Origin of the sequence: Pigmentiphaga sp., assembly GCF_033795525.1 — a bacterium.
Lineage (GTDB): Bacteria > Pseudomonadota > Gammaproteobacteria > Burkholderiales > Burkholderiaceae_B > Pigmentiphaga.
In genome coordinates, this window is record NZ_JARYGM010000003.1 from 75,640 (window position 1) to 95,846 (window position 20,207).

At 66.7% G+C, this 20,207-nt stretch carries 15 protein-coding genes; 13 read left to right on the plus strand and 2 right to left on the minus strand.

Annotated features, from left to right (window positions below; all coding sequences use genetic code 11):
- Positions 1-8 precede the first annotated feature (8 nt).
- Genes tssH through QHC78_RS09010 form a run of 9 tightly spaced genes read left to right on the plus strand, consistent with a single transcriptional unit; the run spans position 9 to position 12,022 of the window.
- Complete coding sequence (gene tssH, locus QHC78_RS08970; RefSeq protein WP_319743623.1) at positions 9-2,645, plus strand: type VI secretion system ATPase TssH; 2,637 nt, start codon at positions 9-11, stop codon at positions 2,643-2,645.
- Complete coding sequence (locus QHC78_RS08975; protein ID WP_319743625.1) at positions 2,642-4,981, plus strand: type VI secretion system Vgr family protein; 2,340 nt, start codon at positions 2,642-2,644, stop codon at positions 4,979-4,981. The genes tssH and QHC78_RS08975 overlap by 4 nt, the downstream gene beginning before the upstream one ends.
- Positions 4,978-5,373 (plus strand): DUF3592 domain-containing protein, encoded by a 396-nt coding sequence (locus QHC78_RS08980; protein WP_319743627.1) that lies wholly within the window; start codon positions 4,978-4,980, stop codon positions 5,371-5,373. The genes QHC78_RS08975 and QHC78_RS08980 overlap by 4 nt, the downstream gene beginning before the upstream one ends.
- Positions 5,370-8,012, plus strand: a complete 2,643-nt coding sequence (locus tag QHC78_RS08985) for a DUF2169 family type VI secretion system accessory protein (RefSeq protein ID WP_319743629.1) — start codon at positions 5,370-5,372, stop codon at positions 8,010-8,012. Before QHC78_RS08980 ends, QHC78_RS08985 begins: the two co-directional genes overlap by 4 nt.
- Positions 8,009-9,064, plus strand: a complete 1,056-nt coding sequence (locus QHC78_RS08990; protein WP_319743630.1) for a pentapeptide repeat-containing protein — start codon at positions 8,009-8,011, stop codon at positions 9,062-9,064. Before QHC78_RS08985 ends, QHC78_RS08990 begins: the two co-directional genes overlap by 4 nt.
- A 51-nt stretch (positions 9,065-9,115) precedes the next feature.
- On the plus strand, positions 9,116-9,781 hold the full coding sequence (locus QHC78_RS08995; protein WP_319743632.1) for a DUF3540 domain-containing protein: 666 nt from the start codon (positions 9,116-9,118) through the stop codon (positions 9,779-9,781).
- Positions 9,782-9,791: 10 nt separating this feature from the next.
- Positions 9,792-10,181 carry a DUF4150 domain-containing protein gene (locus QHC78_RS09000; RefSeq protein WP_319743634.1) on the plus strand — a complete coding sequence of 130 codons (390 nt, stop codon included), beginning with the start codon at positions 9,792-9,794 and terminating at the stop codon, positions 10,179-10,181.
- A gap of 13 nt (positions 10,182-10,194) precedes the next feature.
- Entirely contained in the window at positions 10,195-11,379 is a 1,185-nt protein-coding gene (locus QHC78_RS09005) for a hypothetical protein (RefSeq protein WP_319743635.1), read from the plus strand.
- A 1-nt stretch (position 11,380) separates the two neighbouring features.
- The gene (locus QHC78_RS09010; protein ID WP_319743637.1) at positions 11,381-12,022 is read left to right on the plus strand and encodes a hypothetical protein; all 642 of its coding nucleotides are present in this window, start codon (positions 11,381-11,383) and stop codon (positions 12,020-12,022) included.
- Here the strand turns inward: QHC78_RS09010 and QHC78_RS09015 are convergent.
- Together QHC78_RS09015 and QHC78_RS09020 are read right to left on the minus strand one after the other, a co-directional pair.
- Positions 12,019-12,726: an FHA domain-containing protein gene (locus QHC78_RS09015; protein ID WP_319743639.1), complete on the minus strand. Its 708-nt coding sequence runs from the start codon at positions 12,724-12,726 to the stop codon at positions 12,019-12,021. The two genes, QHC78_RS09010 and QHC78_RS09015, sit on opposite strands and share 4 nt — an antisense overlap.
- 2 nt (positions 12,727-12,728) lie before the next feature.
- Positions 12,729-13,193, minus strand: a complete 465-nt coding sequence (locus QHC78_RS09020) for a TssQ family T6SS-associated lipoprotein (protein ID WP_319743641.1) — start codon at positions 13,191-13,193, stop codon at positions 12,729-12,731.
- A gap of 206 nt (positions 13,194-13,399) precedes the next feature.
- Between QHC78_RS09020 and tssJ the strand changes: the two genes are divergently transcribed.
- From tssJ to tssM, 4 genes are read left to right on the plus strand one after another with little or no spacing between them, the layout of a single operon-like run.
- On the plus strand, positions 13,400-13,921 hold the full coding sequence (tssJ, locus tag QHC78_RS09025; RefSeq protein WP_319743643.1) for a type VI secretion system lipoprotein TssJ: 522 nt from the start codon (positions 13,400-13,402) through the stop codon (positions 13,919-13,921).
- Positions 13,922-13,926: 5 nt separating this feature from the next.
- Positions 13,927-15,258 (plus strand): type VI secretion system baseplate subunit TssK, encoded by a 1,332-nt coding sequence (tssK, locus tag QHC78_RS09030; RefSeq protein ID WP_319743645.1) that lies wholly within the window; start codon positions 13,927-13,929, stop codon positions 15,256-15,258.
- Positions 15,255-16,550 carry a DotU family type VI secretion system protein gene (locus QHC78_RS09035; RefSeq protein WP_319743647.1) on the plus strand — a complete coding sequence of 432 codons (1,296 nt, stop codon included), beginning with the start codon at positions 15,255-15,257 and terminating at the stop codon, positions 16,548-16,550. Before tssK ends, QHC78_RS09035 begins: the two co-directional genes overlap by 4 nt.
- The gene (tssM, locus tag QHC78_RS09040) at positions 16,547-20,155 is read left to right on the plus strand and encodes a type VI secretion system membrane subunit TssM (protein WP_319743649.1); all 3,609 of its coding nucleotides are present in this window, start codon (positions 16,547-16,549) and stop codon (positions 20,153-20,155) included. The genes QHC78_RS09035 and tssM overlap by 4 nt, the downstream gene beginning before the upstream one ends.
- Positions 20,156-20,207 lie beyond the last annotated feature (52 nt).

Genomic DNA, 20,207 nt, shown 5'->3' on the forward strand with positions numbered 1-20,207 from the left:
ACGAACCCATGTCGGAAATCAGCCGCGCCACTTTATTCGGGAAACTGGATCCGCTGCTATTCCAGTCCTTGGAAAGCGCCACGGCCTTCTGCAAGCTGCGCGGCAATCCTTTCGTAGAGCTCGTGCACTGGCTGCACCAGCTCCTGCAGGCACAGGACAGCGATCTGCACCGTGTCCTCCGCCGTGCCGATGTCGACCCGGCCACGCTCGACCGGGACATCGCCATCGCGCTGGACCGCCTGCCGCGCGGCGCCGGCACGGTATCGGACCTCGCCTCGCACATCGACGAAGCGGTCGAACGGGCGTGGATCTACGCCACGCTGAAATTCGATGCCCAGCGGATACGCGGCGGCCACCTGCTGGTGGCGTTGACCAAGACCTTCACGCTGCGCAACGTGCTGCACGGCATCTCCCGGGAATTCGAGAAAGTCGTCCCCGACGTGCTGGCCCGCGAGCTTGCCTCCATCGTGCAAGGCTCGCCCGAAGACCAATGGGAACAGGCCGGCGCGCCGGCCGCCGGCGCCGCGCGCGGCCGATCCGGAGACAGCGCCTTGGCCAAGTATGCGGTCGACTTGACCGAACGGGCACGCCGCGGCGAGATCGATCCCGTCTCAGGACGCGATGAGGAAATCCGGCAAGTGATCGACGTGCTCATGCGCCGCCGACAGAACAATCCCTTGCTTGCCGGCGAGGCCGGCGTGGGAAAGACCGCCGTGGCCGAAGGCTTGGCACTGCGCCTGGCAACGGGCGACGTGCCCCCTCCGCTGCGCGAGGTCGCGCTGCTGCAGCTGGACATCGGGCTGCTGCAGGCCGGCGCGGGCGTAAAAGGAGAATTCGAAGGACGGCTGCGACAGGTGATCGACGAGGTGCAGGCCAGTCCCCGCCCGGTGGTGCTTTTCATCGACGAAATCCACACCTTGATCGGCGCGGGCGGCGCGGCAGGCACCGGCGATGCGGCGAACCTGCTCAAACCCGCGCTCGCCCGCGGCCTGTTGCGCACCGTGGGCGCCACCACGTGGGCGGAATACAAGAAGTACATTGAAAAGGACCCGGCGCTCACGCGGCGCTTCCAGGTCATCCAGGTAGGCGAGCCGAGCGAAGAACAGGCCATCGTCATGCTGCGCGGCATCGCAGGCCAGCTCGAGGCTCACCATCGGGTGGTGCTGCTCGATGAAGCCATCGAGGCCGCGGTGCGGCTTTCGCATCGCTATATCGCGGCGCGGCAACTGCCTGACAAAGCCGTCGCGCTGCTCGACACCGCCTGCGCGCGAGTAGCCGTCAGCCAGCACGCGCAGCCGCCCGCGGTAGAGGACTGCCGGCGGCGCATCGAAGCGCTCGAAATCGAGCATCGCATCGCCGAACGCGAGCGGCGCGCCGGCGATGGAGACGCCGACCGTCCGGCCCGCCTGGCCCGGCAGATCGACGCCGAGCGGGCCGCCTTGCAGGCCCTGGAAGCGCGCTGGCGGCAAGAACGCAACCTGGCGGAACAGATTGCCGGGTTGCGGGTGACCCTGGACCGCGGCACCGACGATGAAAGTGCCGCCGCGGCCGCCCGCGAGCGGCTGTCCGGGCTCCAGCACGCCCTGCGCACCCTGCAGGGCGAAGCGCCTTTGCTGCATCCCTGCGTAGACCACCATGCGGTATCGGCCATCGTCGCGGACTGGACCGGCATTCCCGTCGGCCGCATGGTACGCGACGAGGCCGAGGCAGTCCTGGCGTTGGCAGACACCCTGAGCCGACGGGTGGTGGGCCAGCGCCCGGGGCTGGAAGCCATTGCCAGGCGGATCCAGACTTCGCGCGCCCGGCTGGACGATCCCGGCAAGCCGGTCGGCGTTTTCCTGCTGTGCGGACCGAGCGGTGTCGGCAAGACCGAAACCGCCCTCGCGCTGGCCGAAACACTGTACGGCGGCGAGCAGAACCTGATCACCATCAACATGAGCGAATTCCAGGAGCCGCATACCGTCTCCACGCTAAAAGGCGCCCCGCCGGGCTACGTCGGCTATGGCGAAGGAGGCGTCCTGACCGAAGCCGTACGGCGACGCCCCTACAGCGTCGTGCTGCTGGACGAGCTGGAGAAAGCCCATGCCGACGTGCACGAGCTGTTCTTCCAGGTGTTCGACAAAGGCTGGATGGAGGACGGGGAAGGCCGGGCCATCGACTTCCGCAATACGGTCCTGATTCTTACCACCAACGTCGGCACCGACAAGATCCTGGCCCTTTGCGCCGACGAAGACCTCATTCCCGCACCCCAGGCGCTTGCCGACGCGCTGCGGCCGGAATTGCTCAAGGCGTTCCCGGCGGCGCTGCTCGGACGCATGGTGGTGGTCCCCTATTACCCGCTGGGCCCGGCACAGCTGCAGCAGATCGTACGGCTGCAGCTCGATCGGATCCGGGACCGGCTGCAGGAAAACCACGGCATCGCCTTGACCTGCCACGACAGCGCGGTGGCGCTCGTTGCGGCCCGTTGCAACGAGGTCGAGTCCGGCGGACGCCTGATCGACGCCATCCTGACCAATACCGTGCTGCCCCGCATCAGCCGCGAGCTGCTGGAAGCGTCAGCGTCGGGCCGCGCCTTGGAGGCCATCGAGATCGCGGCCTCCCACAGCGACTTCGATTATGTGTTTACGGAAAGGAGCAGCCTGTGAACCGAACCATACAAGCCCACACGCCGCTGGGACCGCTGCTGGCATTCCGTTCGATGTACGGCAGCGAAGGCCTTTCCAGGCTGTTCGAGTTCGAGGTGGACCTCGTCGCCTCCACCCACTCACTCGATATGAAGCAACTGCTGGGCAAGCCGCTGACGCTGGAAATCCAGACCGACTGGCTGTCGAGCCGGTTCCTGAGCGGGCACGTCGTCCGCTGCGCCCTGGTGGGTCGCGATGGCGGCACCTCGCGCAACTATATCTACCGGGCGTCGGTCCGTCCGTGGCTGTGGTATCTGACGCAGACCTCGGACAACAAGATATTCCAGACCAAGACGGTGCCGGAGATCCTGGACGAGGTCCTAGGGGAATACGGCTTTCCGGTCGAGAAGAAACTCACCGGCAGCTATCGGCCGTGGAACTACTGCGTGCAGTACCAGGAGACCGACTTCGCCTTCGTCAACCGCCTGATGGAGCACGAAGGCATCTATTACTACTTCAAGCACGAGCAAGGGCAGCATACGCTGGTACTGGCCGATGACTTGAGTGCCCACGAAGCCGCCCCCGGATACGAAAGCGTGCCCTACTACGGTCCGGACCGGGTCGCAGTGCCGCAGGAGGAATACATCGACCGGTGGGTGGTGGCAGAGGAAATCACGCCGGGCGGGTTCGCCACGGTGGATTTCGACTTCCGCAAGCCCCGGGCCGGCCTGGACTCGCAGCGCAGCAACCCCGGAACCTACGACTACGCCGACATGGAAGTCTATGACTGGCTGGGCGGCTATACCGAACCGGAACAGGCGGAGTTCTATTCGCGCATCCGTCTGGAGGAACTGCAAAGCCGGCACGAGCGCGTCGCAGCCCATACCAATGCCCGCGGGCTGGCTCCGGGATATCGCTTTGAACTGCGCAACCACCCCCGTGCCTCGGAGAACCGCGAATACCTCGTGGTGGACATGAACTACCAATTGCGGGAGGGCGGCTATGCCAGTGGCGACGACGGTCCGGGCCTGTTCGACGTCGACCTGGGCGTACAGCCGACCGGCATACCCTTCCGCCCGCCGCGCGCCACCGCCAAGCCCCGCACCCACGGGCCGCAAACCGCTGTCGTGGTGGGGCCCGAAGGCGAGGAAATCTGGACCGACGAGTACGGCCGCGTGAAAGTCCAGTTCCACTGGGACCGCTATGGCCGGCGCGACCAGAACAGCTCGTGCTGGATACGGGTTTCCAGCTCATGGGCCAGCGCCAACTATGGCGCCATCTTCCTGCCGCGCATCGGCGACGAAGTATTGGTCGATTTCATCGGCGGCGAGCCGGACCGGCCCATCATCATCGGCCGCGTCTACAACGCCGACCGCATGCCGCCCTGGCCGCTGCCGGGCGCCGCCACGCAAAGCGGCGTCCTGACGCGCTCCAGCAAGGGCGGTTCGCCCGCCAATGCCAATGCGCTGCGCTTCGAGGACAAGAAAGGCGCCGAGCAGGTGTGGCTGCATGCCGAGCGTAATCTCGATACGGAAGTCGAAGCAGACGAGACGCGCACGGTCGGCGGCAACCGCACCACCGCCATCACGGGCAACGAAAAACTCGACGTTACCGGCACGCGCACGACAAACGTTACGGGCCTGGAAACCGCCACCTATAACGGCGGCGAGCACCGGCTGGTCAACGCCGGCGCAGTGGAAACCATCAACGGCGGGCAGACGCGCACGGTCAATGGCGGCGTCACCGAAACCGTCACGGGCGGCGAGAACCGCAACGTGACAGGCGGGGTCAGCGAAACCATCGCGGGCGGGGAGACGCGCGTGATCGCAGGCGGCGTGACCGAGAACATCACCGGCGGGGAGTCGCGCACCATCGTGGGGGGCGCGACCTGGGCCATCACCGGCGCGTTGACTGCGACCGTCAACGGCCAGGAAATCCTCACCACCACCGGCGGACGGACCGAGACGGTGAACGCCTTCCACACCTCTACGGTGAACGGTCCCGTCACCAAGACCACCACCGGACCGATCACTGTCACCGCGCCCGCGGTTACTGTGAATGCACCGGGCTGGCAAGTGAACACGGCCAGCGAAAGCTTCTGGACCGCGAAACGCGCCTCGGGCACGGGCTTGCGATTCTCGATCATCGGGGCCTCGCTCGACCTGTGGGGCGCCCGGCAACAGATCTACGTCGTGAACTCGCAGGCCGCGCTGGTCAAGCTGGAGTTCTCGCTGTTCCAGAACAAGAACAGCACCCTGAAGATGGTGAACAACGTCGTCGAGGCGCGCCGGGCCGCGGCGAGAGTCAGCAACTCCGGCCTGGACCTTCGGGCCAACGGCCTGACGGTGGAATCATGATGGACGGCGTCTGGACCGCATGGCTGGTGGCCGCGCTGGTTACCGTGGCGGTCGCGGGGACCGTGATCTTCTATACCGTCCGTAGCGGCGCCGTCTACAACCAGGAAGAAGCGCGCTGGCTGCGCCTGGCGGAGCGAGGCGTATCGGCGGAAGCCACCGTGATGACGCTCAAGCGCGGCCGCGTCGGCCGCACCTACGACATGGGCATGGACATGACGGTGCGCTATGTCGACACCGCGCAGCAGCCGCAGGAGGCCACCCTGCGGGCCTATATCGCCGAAGAACTGATCGCCAACTTCGCGCCCGGCAAGCATATCCACATCGTGCTCGATCCGGCGGACCCGGCGCAGATCGCGGTCGACCGGCGCCGGACACCGACGGTCTTGCCATGAAGATCGTCAAGCCATTTCGTCTCGGTGTCATGCACCGGCCGTTCCTGCACGAAGGCCGCTGGCTGCTCGGCATCGGCGTACTGGCGATGTCTGGCCTGGACGACCTGGACCAGCTCTATCCCGAGCCGGAAATGTGGAAGATGGCGTCGGAAGAACTGGGCGAAGGCGCAGTACTCGACATGGCCGTTCCCAAGGCCTGTGCCGAGTTCCTGGTTTCCGGCCGCGCCTATACCGCCCACCAGCAGGACAAGACCGCCTGCGCCGTAAAAGTGCGCGTGGCGGAAGTCGAAAAGCCGCTGCTGGTCTTCGGTGACCGCTACTGGCTCAATGGCCGCGCAACCGCGCCACAGCCCTTCGAGTCGATGCCTATAGATTGGCGCCATGCCTACGGCGGCCCGGATCACACCGCCAACCCGCTAGGCCGGGGAACGGTGGACGAGGTCGTCAATGGCGTACACGTGCGCCGGCTGCCGAATATCGAACGGCCGGACGACTTGATGAACCGGCCGGACCGCAAGCCTCGCCCGGCCGGATATGGGCCGCTGGACCTGAGCTGGCCTGAACGGTTCGAACGCATCGGGCGGGCCTATGACCAGCGCTGGCTGGAGGAATCGTTCCCAGGTTTTGCGAAGGACATGGACTGGCGGCTGTTCAACGCGGCACAGCCCGACCAGTGGTGGCCGGCCAGCGGCCGGGTGCCGGACGACGCCGTCTACGAGATCTGGAACATGCATCCGCGGCATCATTGCCTGCGCGGCCGCTTGCCTTCATGGCGGGCGCGATGCTTCCTCACCCGGCAAGGAAAACAAGACCCCGAGGCCGTCGACCTGCGCCTCACCACAGCCTGGTTCTTTCCGGACCGCGAACGGGTGATCCTGGTCTATCACGGCGCCGCTCCGATCGCCGAAGACGATGCCAGCGACATCCTGAATCTGATGCCAGCGCTCGAGAGCGCCGGCGAACCGCGCACCGACGGTCACTACCGCTCGGTATTGGCCAGCCGGCTGGACCCGGACAAGGGCGCCTTGCATATGTTCCGCGATCGCGACCTGGTGCCTGACGCTGCGCTCGGCCCCTGGCTGGATACGGTGGCCCTGACGGAACCATCGAGCCCGCTCTGGCGCAACGCCCGCGCCCGCGGAGAGGCGGCGCGGGCCGACATGCGCCAGCAGCTGCTGGACGAAGGGCAGGATCCGGAGCGCTATGCCATGCCGGCATCGCCGCTGGAAGAATTGCCGGACCTGGACGGACTGCCCGGCTACATGGAGAAGGCCGAGCAGGTCGAACGGGAACAGCGGGCGGAACTCGAAGCCAAGCGTCGTGAATTGCGCGAACTGCTGGCTTCGGCAGACGGCCCCCAGACGGCATCCGGCCTGGCTCCGGAGATGCTGGAAGCCGTGCTGGACCAGCGGGCCGACCGGCCCAAGGGACCGCCTGCGCTGCAGACGCGCGGCGAACTCGCGGCCATGCGTGAAGCTGTCGCGGCGCTGCCTGTCGACCCAGACGAGCCTGCGCGCTCGCCGTCTGCCTTGATGCAGCGGATGGACGAGCACGAGGCCGCGCTGCGCAAATTGTATCGGCTCAGCGCCCATGAGCAGGCCGCGGCCGACCCCATGTCGCCGGCCCAGTCGCGCCGGGTGCGGGAGGACATCGAGCAGCGCATGCGGAATGACCGGAATCTCGCCCATCTGGATTTGACCGGCGCGGACCTGTCCGGCATGGACCTGCGCGGCGCGACCCTGGCGGGCGCCCTGATGGAGTGCGCGGACCTGCAGGGCACGCGCCTCGATGGCGCCGACTTGACCGAAGCGGTGCTGGTACGCGCCGACCTGAAAGGGGCGTCGCTGTCCGGCGCCAATCTGGCTGCCGCGAATCTCAGCCTGGCTCGTTGCAGCGGAACCGGCTTCCAGGGCGCAATCCTGCGCGATACGCTGCTCGAGGGACTGGAAGGCCACGACTGCGATTTCTCGCAATCGCGGTGGGAGGACATCTCCCTGCTCAAGGGCCGATTGCTCTCCTGCAGTTTCGAGGCCGCGACGCTCAAGGGAGTGATGATAGGCGCCGACGTGATGCTGGACGGCCTGCGCTTCGACCGCGCGGTATGGGACAAGGTCAATGTCATTCGCGCGACGCTGGCCCGGCTCTCGTTCACGCAAGCGACGCTGCAGGCGTGCGCCTTCATCGATGTCGATGCCGATGGTGCCCTGGACTTCACAGACGCGGAACTGCGCACGACCTGTATCGCCGGCAAGAGCTCAGCGCGGCAATCGACACTGCGCGGCACGCGGCTGACCCAGTGCTGCCTGCGCGGCATAGACTTGGCTGGCAGCGACCTCAGCGGCGCCAGGCTGGAGAACAGCGACCTGTCGGCCTGCGGCCTGGAAGGCGCGGACTTGTCGCGCTGCACGGCACCGGATTCGCTCTTCATCCGCGCCCGGCTGGCCGGCGCATCGCTACGCGATGCCGTCCTCATCGACACGATGCTGGCCAAGGCGGACCTGGCCGGCGCCGACCTGCGCGGGGCCAACCTGTTCCGGGCCGACCTGGCGCAGGCTGTGCTCGACGACACCACCCGGCTGGAGGGCTCCTACACCCGCCTGGCCAAGACACGGCCTCTGCGGCGGGAGGCGGCTGCATGACGCCGGGCAGGCTTCAGTCCATGGTCCGGCGAGGCGATGTCATCGAAGGACGGAGCTGCCGCGGATGGAGCCTGGCCGGGCTCGATCTGTCGGGTGGCGTGTTCCGGCAGGTGGACTTCCGTGGCGTCGATCTATCCCACGCCGATCTGCGCGAATCGCAGTTCATCGAATGCGACTTTTCGGGCGCGCGGCTGGTCGAAGCGGACCTGCGCCAGGGCGCCATGCTGGACTGCTCGCTTCCGGACGCCTGCCTGGCCGGCGCCGCGATGGACGAAGCTGTTCTCGGCAATTGCCGCATCGAGCGGGGCGACTTCGAGCGCGCGGCGCTGCGCGAAACGAAGTTCAACCAGACCGTACTCGACGGCAGCCGGTTCTTTACCGACGCGCTGGAGAAAACCGTGTTCTTCGAGTGTGCACTGGACGGCACGCGATTCGACGGCGGAGTGTTCAAAGGCGCGATCTTCTACCAGCTCGACCTGCGCCGCGCGTCCCTGGCCGGAGCGCGTTTCGATAACGCCATCTTCGTGGAAGCGGACCTGCGCGGCCAGGATTTGTCCAACCAGCACTTCCGGCTGAGCCAGTTCACAGACGCCCGGCTGGACGACTGCTCCCTGCAGCGGGCAGGGCTGGAGCAATGCGTGTTCAAGGGCGCATCCATGGAGCGCGCGGTGCTGGCGGGCGCCCAGGCGCCCTACGCCATGTTTCCCGAAGCGCTGCTGCGCGGCGCGGATTGCCGCGGGGCCAACTTCGACCAGAGCGCATGGGTCGATGCCCAACTGGACGGCGCCGACTTCAGCGGCTCTAGCCTGGTCCAGGCGGTGCTTCACCGCGCCCGTGCCGAAGGAGCGCGCTTCAACGCGACGCAATTGCGATACGCCGACTTTTCCTACGCCGATCTGCGCGGTGCCGATTTCCGCGAGGCCCGGTTCGAACGGACCAAGATCCACCGGGCGTTGACGCAGGATACCCGTTGGGGGCACCGCGGCGGACTGCTGGAAAAAGACGATGAACTGTTCGAGGCCGAATTGTGGTCCGCCGCAAAACACCGATGAGACCCGACGGCTGCCGATGAACCCACACCTGGAACGTACGAGAGGAATGCCATGCCGATAACCGCACTGCGCAGCGCAACGCCGGAGCAACCATCCCCGTCGATCAACCTGCTTGGCACGGTCGCGGAGGTGCTGCCGGGCGATATCTATCGCATCGACTGCGACGGCACCGCATGGCAGTGCCGCCGTGCCGCCAGTTGCCTGCTGCGGCCCGGCCCGGGTGACACGGTCCTGATCGCCGGTCCCGACCGGTATCGCGTGTACCTGCTTGCCGTCGTCGAACAGGCCGAGCCCGGCGCGCTCTGCATCGACGCGCCGGGCGACCTCTTGCTGCGAACACCCCGGGGCAGCGTCGCCATCGAAAGCGCGGACGTCGTGCGTTTGTCGGGCCGGGAGGCGATCGAGCTCGAGTCGCCCCGCCTGGCGGTGGCCGCCGAGCAAGGTGAGGCCCGCATTGCCTCGATGCGCTGGATCGGCTCGGCGCTACATGCCGCGGTGGGACAGGTCAAGCTGGTCGGCAACCTCTACGAAGCCGTGCTGGACCGGCTCGTGCACATCAGCCGCACGGCTTTCCGGCTCGTGGAGAAGACCGATCAGGCCCGGGTCGGGCATCTCGACATCCAGGCCGAGCACCTGGCGCGGCTGCACGCGCCGCAGACCATCGTCACCGGCAAGCATGTGGTGAAGGTGGACGCCGCGCAGATCCATATCGGCTAAAGGAGATCCCATGTTCGCCAACTGCCAGATGATGGGAATGGACCTGGCCTTTCCCGACGTGTGCAAGACCCCGCCGGCGGCGCTGCCGATTCCTTATCCCAATATGGCGATGGGCCCGACCGCAATCCCCAATGCCTGGAACATCCTCTACATGGGAACGCCTGCCCACAACCTCGCCACCACCACGCCGATCACGATGGGGGACACGCCTGGCGTGATGCTCGGCATTGCCGCGCCCTCCGTGATGGGCCCATCGCGCCATATCACCGGCGCCTTTACGGTATTGGTCAAAGGAACGCCGGCCACCCGGATGACCAGCCTGTCCATGCAGAACCGCAATAACGCGCTGGGCATGCGCATTGTGCCGAGCCAATTCAAGATCCTCATGCTGGCTGCCTGACGAAGGGGGCGACATGGGGATCTCCGTCTGCGCACCCGGCGAAATCGCGGTCCTGGAGCGGCCCGGCGAGCGGCTGCTGGTGGGCCCGGCACACTGTTTCGACCGCCTGGCCCCGCCGGCCTTGCTGCAGGACCGCCAAGTGCTCGAGGCAGCGCTGCGGCCCTACCTGACCGACGGCGCTGCGCTGGCAGCGTTGCGCGGCGCATACCAGCGCATCAGCCGCGACAGCCTGGGCGCCGCGCGGCTGGCCCCGCCGGAGCTCGCAGGCGCTGTCACGACGCTGGCCCAACGGCGAACCATCGGTGTAGTCCGGCTGCCCGATGCCGGCGTACCGTCGACCCGGCTGCCCTCCGCGGCGGCCGCGCGGCCGGACGTGGTGGCGGCCGGTGTGCCGGCCGTGGCTGCGGCCGCACCGCGGCCGGTATCGCAATGGTCGTTGGCCGAGCGTTTCTCGGAGGTCCTCAGGCTCACCTTGCCCAAGCTGCCCGCCGAAATGCAAGGGGCGTTCTCGGCGCTGCTTGCACCCGAAACGCTGATCGTGGTGGTAGGCACGCTGGTGGTCTGGGCAGGTTCGCATGCCGCCGGCGTCGGATTCATCGCCGATGCGGCCCTCATTGCCATTGGCTACGCGATGGTGGGCTGGAGCATTTTTGGCGCCATTCGCGCCATCGCCGAATTCATCCGCCTGACGGTATCGGCCGGCAGCCATGCCGAGCTCGACCGCGCGGCGGAGGCATTGGCCGAAGCGGTCGCCGCCATCGGGGTCGGCACGCTGGTGGCCTTGCTGACCCGCGGTGCGGCGCGTAACGTCCGCGCCAGGGCGGTGCCGCGCGTGGCCGAACCGACCCAACCGGTGCGCCGCACGCCGGCGGAAGTCCTGGCGGCCAACCGCGCGGCAGGCCGCGCCGCCGAACGGCAGGCCGCCATCGACCTGGCCAGCGAAGGCAATACGATTCTGGGCAGCCAGGTTACGGTACGCACCAGCCAGGGCAACCGGGTGATCGATCACCTGATCCAGACACCGGATGGCCGTATCATGGCAGTCGAAGTGAAATCGGGAAACGCCGTGAGAAACGCGGCACAACTGGCCAAGGATGCCGCCCTGGCAAGCGAAGGCGGCGTCGTGACGGGTGTCAATGCCCCGGCCGCGCTACGCGGACAGCACGTGATCCTCGAAACCATAGAACGGCACTACTAGCATGAAGAATCCCCACCTACGGCAGCATCAGCAGCAGTTGCTGCAAGCGGTCGCCGCGGGCGTGACGCCGCATGGGTTCACGCCGCAACCCAAAGAGCAATCCTTCGTCCGTCCCTTTCCGGAAGGACGGCAGGAGTTCCACCTCGGATTCATCGAGCACGAGGCGGATTTCGATGTAACCGCCGACGTCGCCATCCGCTTCGAGCGGCTCGAAGAACTCGTCAACGCCGACAACAAGCTGCTATCCAAGAAAGAAAAAGCCGCTACGGCCTCGCTCGGCATCGAATTGGGCAACCTCGTCCAAGGCGCGCAGTTCCGCTGGACGGTAGCCGGCGAGCCGGACGTGGCGAAGGTCGCCGCATCGCTGATCGAATGGTTCGCGCAGCACGCCCTGCCCTATTTCGAACGCTACTCCGACCTGGCCGCCGCCTATGACCTGCTTGCGCCGGCCGACCGGTCCGCCTGGGGGCACCATCCCTTGCATGGATCGCGTGCCAAGCGGGTGCTGGGGCTGGCAGCGTTGCTGGGGCGGGACGACCTGCAAGCCGTGGCGGCCCGGCAAGAACAGTATCTGCAGGAATTGAAGGACTTCGGACTGGCCGACTTCAAGCGCTTCGCAGACCGGGTCCTGCAGCGCGGCTAACGTCCGCTTCCCTCGCCGTCCGGCGCGGGCGGATCGGACAAAGCGTCGCGCAGAGTGGTCGGTCTCGGATCCGACAGGATATGGGGGATCGACGGATCGGAATGCCGGAACAGCGCCAGCGGATCGGTTTCGTTCCGGCCTATCTGCGACAGTTCGATGGGCGAAGCCACGCGCGCGAGCGGATCCGGGTCGTTGCGCCCCATCGCGGAATCGAGCTGGAAGGGATGGACCGCGGTATTCGACGGCTGCGCGAAACCGCGCGCCGGCGGCGTCGACGGCCGGGGTGCGGCGTCGCCGCCTACCGGCAAGGCGCCGGGACCGAACAGATCGCTGAATACGTCCTGCGGCGCGGGCTGCGGTGAATCACCCGCAGTGTCGCCGGCAGCAAGCCGCGCCGACAAGCGCCAGGCGCCCAGCTCTATCCGGTCGCCGGCTTGCAAGACCGCGCGACCGCCGCGCGCCAGCGGCGCCTCGTTGACGCGCAGCGCGGCCGGGCCGCCCAGGTTCTCGATCTCCCAGTGCGTACCGGCGTAGCGCAAGACAGCTTGCAGGCGTCCGATGTCCTGATCGGGATCAGGCAGGCACAGGTCGTTCTCGACCCGGCGCCCGATCGTACCGCCGGGAGCCGCGATCTCGACATGGCGCTCGGGCAGACTATCGTGCGTCGCGTCGAGCGTAATGCGCGGAATCGAAACTTCGTGCATGGCTATCCTCCATTGCCGCGCGCGTCGCGAACGGTGGCGAACTCTTTGCCCCAAATGGGGTGGCCGCGCTCCGCGGCGCCCAGTTCGAAGCCGGGATCGATCGCGAGCAGGCGGGCGAACTGTTCGCGGCACAGCGCCGTATGGCCGGTCAGGCAATAACTGAACGCCGACAGCTTCAAGGCTTCCTGCTGCACGCTGCGAGCTTCTTGAAGGCGCGCGTCGGTGGCGGCCAGGCGTATCGTCCGGCCGTAGTCTCCGGCATCGTAGGCCGCGCGCAAGGCCTGCAGCGCCGCCACGGCCTCGGCCGAGGGCCCCTCCTGGCGGGCCGCCTGATAGGCCTGTCCGGGCGAAGGTGGGCTGTCGTTCTTGACGGTCGAACATGCTGCCAGCGAGCCGACGCACAAGAACAGTGCCGCCACCGGGATACCGCGCGCAGGCCGCGTGCGATGCGCCTGAAGTCTGAACATGAGAAGTCCCGTTTGAAGAGAACGGCCAGTCGATCCTGGCCCGCCTTATTGTGCCGTCCCGCATACGCGGCTTCTATGACGACGCGGCAGCAGAAGTGTTAGAACCGGGTGCGCGAATGCAAGGAATGTATAGGGGTGTGACTTACATACAAGTGTCACATCTGCTTCCTATACAGGAGGGTCTTCGTCGCCATCGCTCTCATTTCGTGAAACCCGATTTACTCCTGACCGGCTCGAAGTTGCTGTGCGCAGCCGTGCTTGCCGGCGTGACGGCGGGCTGCGCATCCACCGCGAGCCAATTACCGGTTCCCTACACCGTACGCTTCACCGCGTCGAAGGACGTCAACCCCGACAGCCGCGGCCGTCCTTCCCCCATACGGCTGCAGATATTCGAGCTCAAGAGCGCCACGGCTTTCGAATCCAGCGATTTCTTCGCTTTGCAAGGCAACGCATCGGCAACGCTGGGGGCCGAATTGATCAAGAACGAACAGATCATGCTGCGGCCCGGCGAAAGCGCGGACTTCTCCGGTGGCGGCAACCTCCAGGCGCGCCAGCTCGGGATCGTCGCGGAATACCGCGACCTGGAGGCCAACCGATGGCGCGTTTCGATTCAGCTGCCTGAACCGCGCAGCACCAACTTCTACAAGATCTGGCAGTTCTCGCCAGGCAAGAAAGAGCTTCAGGTATCGGTCGGAAACGGCGGCCTGGACGTGTCGCCGGAGAAGTAAACCGCATGGCATCCAAACATCGCGTGGTGTGGTCGGAGGGGATGTTCCTGCGTCCCCAGCATTTTCAACAGTTCGAACGCTATCTTGAAAACTACGTAGAGACCCGCATCCGGCCGCAACGAAGCTTTTATTGGGGTTTTCACACCCTGGAGCTGGACGAGGACGCCCTGGCGCTGGGCAAGATACTGCTGCACCGGGCCCACGGCGTGATGCCCGACGGTACGCCCTTCGCATTCTCAGGTGGAGACGACGCACCGCCGCCGCTGGACGTGCCTGCCGGCACCTCCGACGTCGGCGTCGTGCTGGCGCTGCCGGTCGCGCGCCAAGGCGGCGTCGCGGTTTCCTTCGACGGCGACGAGGCACCGTTGGCGCGCTACGCGGTTCTGGAACAAGAGGTGGCCGATGCCAATGCGGTGGCGCTCGAACCGGCGGTGATGCAGCTGGGGCGCCTGCGCCTGCGGCTGATGCTGGCCTCCGAGCTCACCGACGAATGGCAGGCGCTGGGCGTGGTCCGTGTGCTGGAGCGGCGCAGCGACAACCGGCTGGCCCTGGCACGCGACTATATCCCGCCCATGCTGGCGGCGGGCAACCACCCGCTGCTTGCGGGGTTCGCGCGCGAACTGCACGGACTGCTGGACCAGCGCAGCGCTGCGCTCGCCGGCCGCGTCATCCAGCCCGACCGCGCAGGCGCCGGGGAGCTGGCCGACCTGATGCTGCTGGAACTGGTGAATCGCCATATGGCCGCGACCTGGCATGCGCAGCACGCCCACCGGCATCCGGAACAGCTGTTCCTCGAATGGCTGGAACTGGCATGCGGCCTGGCCACCCATACCTCGCCGGACCGCCGTTGCCACGTCATGCCCATCTACCGGCATGACGATCTCTGGGGCACCTTCGCCCCGTTGATGGAAGAACTCAGGCGCTCCCTCTCGATGGTGCTGGAACAAAACGCCTTCCAGATTCCCCTGCACGACCGGGGCCATGGCGTCAGCGTCGCCCAGATTCCCGATATCGATCTGGTACGGCACGCCGGCTTCGTGCTGGCTGTCCATGCCGACATGCCCGCGAGCTTGCTGCGCGCCCGCTTTCCGACCCAGGCCAAGATCGGTCCGGTCGAGCGCATTCGCGACCTGGTCCATCTGCAGCTGCCGGGAGTGACGGCCCAGGCGCTGCCCGTCGCGCCACGCCAGATCCCTTATCACGCGGGACACGTCTACTTCGAACTCGACAAGGGCAGCGAGCTCTGGAAGCAGCTCGAACAGTCCGGCGGGCTGGCGCTGCACCTGGCCGGCGAATTCCCGGGCCTGTCGATGGAATTCTGGGCCATACGTCAATGAACACGATCGTTGGAGCTCCAAGCATGGCGTCGCCCGATGCCCGACCGCCCGCCAGCAACCCGCAGGCCGCCCCGCCCGCCGGCCACGGCGCGGAAGACCTGAACCCGAGCGCCGCCAATCCGCTGGTGGCGGCGGCCAACCCCTTGTTGAACCTGATTCCGCAAATACGCGAAACACCTACCCATCCGGATCCGGCCAGCCTGCGCGTCCACCTGATCGACGAAATCCGCCGATTCGAACTGCGCGCCCAGCGGGCGGGCATTCCCAGCGAAACCATCATCGGCGCCCGGTATTGCCTATGCACCGCGCTCGACGAAGCGGCTGCGCTCGCCCCTTGGGGCGGCGGTGCGTGGGCCTCGCACAGCCTGTTGGTGACCTTCCATAACGAGACCTGGGGCGGCGAAAAGTTTTTCCAGCTGCTGGCGCGCCTATCGCAGAATCCCGCCGCGCATCTCGATCTGCTGGAGCTGCTCTATTACTGCCTCGCGCTCGGCTTCGAGGGCCGCTACCGGGTCCTGGACAATGGCCGCGGACAACTCGAAACGCTGCGGCAGCGGCTGCTGCTGATCTTGCGCAATGCGCGGCCGCCCTATGCGCAACCTTTGGCCCAGCACTGGCAGGACAGACCGGCCCAGGTCGCCACCCGCAAGCTGCCCCTGCCCCTGTGGGCATGCGCGGCGCTCGTGGCCGCCCTGGGCCTGCTGCTGTTCCTGCTGCTGGGATGGAAGCTGGCCAATCGATCCGACGCCGTATTCGCCTCCATCCACGGCCTGCTGCCGGAGCGCGCCATCGCCGCGCCCGTGCCCGCCCCGCCTGCGTCCACCCCTCAACGGCCACAGCGGCTGGCCGGGTTCCTGGAACCCGAGATCCGCGAGGGCCTCGTGGCGGTGCGGGACGAGGCCGACAGGAGCGTGGTCATCCTGCGCGGCGACCAGATGTTCGACTCGGGCGCCGATGCAGTACGCGATCGTTATTTGCCCGTGATCTCCAGGGTGGCCGACGCGCTGAACGCGACGAGCGGCAACATCCTGGTCACCGGCCACACCGACGACGTACCCATACGTAGCGCACGCTTTCCATCGAACTGGCATCTCTCCCAAGCCCGCGCCGACTCGGTCAAGGACGTCCTTGAACGCCGTCTCGCCACACCCAACCGGGTTCGCGCGGAAGGCCGGGGTTCGGCCGAACCCGTGGCACCCAATGATAGCGCCCAGAATCGCGCCCGCAACCGGCGTGTGGAGATCACCCTGCTGCTGGGGTCGCAAGGCCCCGCTTCGGGAGGCGCCCGATGAACATGCTCCTGAACTTCCTGCTTAGCCGCGGCCTATGGAACTTCCTCGGGCTGCTCGCGCTGGCCGTCCTGATCTGGGCCGCCGGCCCCTTGGTGGCCATCGGCGATATCCGTCCCTTGGAAAGCCGCACCAGCCGGATCGCGCTTATCGCGGCGATCTTCACGATATGGCTGGTGCGCCTGGCATGGCGCAAATGGCGCGAAGGCCGCCTCAATGCGCAACTGCTCGGACAACTGTCGCGACCGGCGAGGACGGAAGAAAACAGTACCACCCAGCCGCCCGCCTCCGAACTGCGGGAACTTGAAGAGCGTTTTGCCGAAGCGGCCGATCTACTCAAGAAGACGCGCTTCCACAACCAGTCGGTGCCGCTGTTCGAGCGCTTCTCCCGCCAGTATCTCTACCAGCTGCCCTGGTACGTTTTCATCGGTGCGCCCGGGTCGGGCAAGACCACGGCGCTGGTGAACTCCGGCCTGGAGTTTCCGCTCGCCGACCGGTTCGGGAAAATGGCGTTCCGCGGCGTGGGTGGCACCCGCAATTGCGACTGGTGGTTCACCAACGACGCAGTGCTGCTGGATACGGCCGGCCGCTACACGACCCATGAAAGCGATCGCGTCGGCGACGAACGCGAATGGCAGGGATTCCTCGGCCTGCTGCGCAAGTTCCGGGGCAGGCAGCCGATCAACGGCGCCATCCTGACCATCAGCGTTGCCGATCTGTTGACCGCGTCCGAAGCCGAGCGCGCCCAACATGCCGCGGTCCTGCGCCGGCGTCTGCAGGAACTTCGCACAGGCCTGGGCATCCAGTTCCCGATCTATGTGCTGGTCACCAAAATGGACCTGCTTTCGGGATTCGAAGAATACTTCTCGGACTTTTCCCGGGAAGAACTGGCGCAGGTCTGGGGCTTCACGTTCGAGATGGAGCGGGTCAATTCGCCCGACTTCGACCTGCTCCAGGCATTCCACGATGAATACGAGCTTCTGCATCGCAGACTGAACGATGCCCTGCCGGATCTGCTGGCCGAACAGGCCGACCCCGCCAAGCGGGCACTGTCGTACCTGCTGCCGCAGCAGTTCGCCGGCCTGCGCTATATGCTGGCGCGCTTTCTTTCCGACATATTCGGCCGTTCGCGCTTCGAAGAAGCGCTCAGCGTACGGGGGGTGTACTTCACCAGCGGCACCCAGGGCGGCGAAATGCTCGACCCGGCCATGGGCGGCATCAAGCGTTACCTCGGCGTAGCGGGCGCAGCCCCCAAGGCCGTCGCGCTGGTGCCTGGAGAACACGGCCGCAGCTACTTCCTCAAGCATGTGCTGCAAAAAGTCATTTTCGAGGAAGCCGGCCTGGCCGGACGCAACCTGCGCTGGGAACGCCGCAACCGGCTGGTGCACTGGGCCGGCTATGCCACGGCGGCGGTACTGCTGGCGGCGCTGGCGGCCGGCTGGCTCAACAGCTACCGCAACAATGCGCGCTACCTGGACGAGGTCGCCGCGAAGATCCCCCCTCTCCAGCAACTAGGGGCGGAGCTGGCGGCCGGCGGGGACAACCGGCTGGGAGACGTGCTGCCCTTTCTCAGCCGGATCTGGGAACTGCCGCGCAGCGAGCGTTTCGACATCGATGCCCCGCCGCTTAGTTATGGACTGGGTCTCTACCAAGGCGACAAGATCCACGCCGCCGCCCGCGGCGTCTACCAGCGTGGCCTGGACCAGACGCTGGCGCACCATGTGGCCAGGCGCATCGAGAACGCATTGCGCAACGCGCCGCCCAACGACCTGGAATACACCTACGAAGCATTGCGCGCCTACCTCATGCTGTACGACGCCGGCCGCTATGACGGCGACTTCATGCTGACGTGGGTGCTCTCGGACTTGCTGCGCACCATGCCGGCGGGCTACACCCGGCAACAGTACGACACCTTGCACTTGCACCTGTCGAATTTGCTGCGGGACAAAGTGCTGAAGTCGCCCTTCGTGTATGACGAAAACCTGGTGCAGCAACAGCGTGAAAGGCTGGCTTCCTATTCGCCTGCGGAACGCGCCTACAGCCGCTTGCGGCGCATCCTGATGCGCATGCCCATGGACGAATTCAGCGTATCGTCCATGGCCGGGCCGCAGGCCGCATCGGTATTCCGGCGCACCAGCGGCCGTCCGATCACCGAGGGCGTGCCAGGCCTGTTCAGCTACCGCGGCTACTGGGACCTGCTGAACCCCCGGGTCGACGAGATCGTGGCCCGCATGCGGCGCGACGATGCCTGGGTGCTGGGGCTGGAGGCCCCGGTCGAGGCCGCCAAGGAAGAACACGCCCGCTTCGTCGCCTCGGTCAAGCGCCTCTACTTCAATGACTACATCAAGCAATGGGACGCCTATCTGGGCGATCTAAGCCTGCGCAAGGCTGCCACGCTGCTCGAAAGCATACAGGTCGCGCGCACCCTGTCGGCCTCCGACTCGCCGCTGATACGGCTGGCCAACGAAGTCGCGCAGCAGACCACCCTGCTGCGCGACAGCGACAGCACCGAACGCTCCCTGGTAGACCGGGCGCGCGAGCGAGTGCGCGGCACGGCCGATGCGCTGGAACAGATGTTCGGGCCCGTCGGTCCGCCCACGGCATCGGCGGCACCTGCCGAAGACAAACCCGAGGCGGTGGTGGACCGGCACTTCGAACCCTGGCGCCGGCTGGTCACGGAAGGCACGAGCGGCCAGCCCCCTGTGGCAGGTACGGTTGCCTTGATCAACGAGCTCTACACCTTCCTGACCTCGGCCGACGCCGCCCTGCGCAGCAGCACCGAACCGCCGGCCTCCGAGGTGGTCACCAAGCTGCGCGTCGAAGCCAGCCGCCTGCCGGGCCCCTTGAACGGCGTGGTCAACGAGCTATCGCTGAGCTCGGCCAACAACGTGTCGGGCCGCTACCGGGCCAGCCTGGAAGGAAACGTCGCATCGACCATCGGGCTATCCTGCCGGCAAACGCTCGAAGGCCGGTATCCGTTCGCCCGCCGTTCCCAGCGCGACGTGGCCTACAACGACCTCGCCCGGCTATTCGGCCCCGGCGCGGCGATGGACCAGTTCTTCCAGAACAACCTGGCCAGCCAGGTCGACACCCTGGGCGCCAGCTGGCGGTTCAAGCCCGGCATCGAAGGCGGCGGCGGCACGCGTTCGGCCTATCTGGATGCCTTCCAGCGCGCCTCGGTCATACGGGATGTCTACTTCTCGGGCGGCAAACAGACGCCATCGTTCTCGGTATCGATCAAGCCGCTGGAAATGGATCCCGGTATTTCGCAAATGACGCTGGACGTGGATGGCCAGATCATCCGCTATGCGCATGGCCCGCAAGTGGCCACGACGGTGCAATGGCCGGGGCCGCGCGGCGGCACCCAGGTCCGGCTGCAGTTGACCCCGCAAGTGTCCGCATCGGGCATCGCGACGGAAGGGCCATGGGCCCTGAACCGATTCGTGGACCGCGCCGCCCTCGCACCGGGACGCTCGCCGGAAATCGTGGTGGCGACGTTCGACCTCGACGGCCGCAAGGTGGCGCTGGAGATCGCCGCGCACAGCGTCAAGAGCCCTTTCCGTCTGCCCGAGATGGAAGGCTTCCGTTGTCCCGGCGGCGGCACCTAGGATGACGATGACGACGACATGCACCGTACTCGTTGCCGCGGACGGGCCGGCC

Coding starts and splice junctions, on each gene's coding strand:
- QHC78_RS08995 (WP_319743632.1), top strand. CDS start 9,116: ATGCCGATAACCGCACTGCGCAGCGCAACGCCGGAGCAACCATCCCCG.
- tssH (WP_319743623.1), top strand. CDS start 9: ATGTCGGAAATCAGCCGCGCCACTTTATTCGGGAAACTGGATCCGCTG.
- tssK (WP_319743645.1), top strand. CDS start 13,927: ATGGCATCCAAACATCGCGTGGTGTGGTCGGAGGGGATGTTCCTGCGT.
- QHC78_RS08990 (WP_319743630.1), top strand. CDS start 8,009: ATGACGCCGGGCAGGCTTCAGTCCATGGTCCGGCGAGGCGATGTCATC.
- QHC78_RS09015 (WP_319743639.1), bottom strand. CDS start 12,726: ATGCACGAAGTTTCGATTCCGCGCATTACGCTCGACGCGACGCACGAT.
- tssM (WP_319743649.1), top strand. CDS start 16,547: ATGAACATGCTCCTGAACTTCCTGCTTAGCCGCGGCCTATGGAACTTC.
- QHC78_RS08980 (WP_319743627.1), top strand. CDS start 4,978: ATGATGGACGGCGTCTGGACCGCATGGCTGGTGGCCGCGCTGGTTACC.
- QHC78_RS08985 (WP_319743629.1), top strand. CDS start 5,370: ATGAAGATCGTCAAGCCATTTCGTCTCGGTGTCATGCACCGGCCGTTC.
- QHC78_RS09010 (WP_319743637.1), top strand. CDS start 11,381: ATGAAGAATCCCCACCTACGGCAGCATCAGCAGCAGTTGCTGCAAGCG.
- QHC78_RS09035 (WP_319743647.1), top strand. CDS start 15,255: ATGAACACGATCGTTGGAGCTCCAAGCATGGCGTCGCCCGATGCCCGA.
- QHC78_RS09000 (WP_319743634.1), top strand. CDS start 9,792: ATGTTCGCCAACTGCCAGATGATGGGAATGGACCTGGCCTTTCCCGAC.
- QHC78_RS09005 (WP_319743635.1), top strand. CDS start 10,195: ATGGGGATCTCCGTCTGCGCACCCGGCGAAATCGCGGTCCTGGAGCGG.
- QHC78_RS09020 (WP_319743641.1), bottom strand. CDS start 13,193: ATGTTCAGACTTCAGGCGCATCGCACGCGGCCTGCGCGCGGTATCCCG.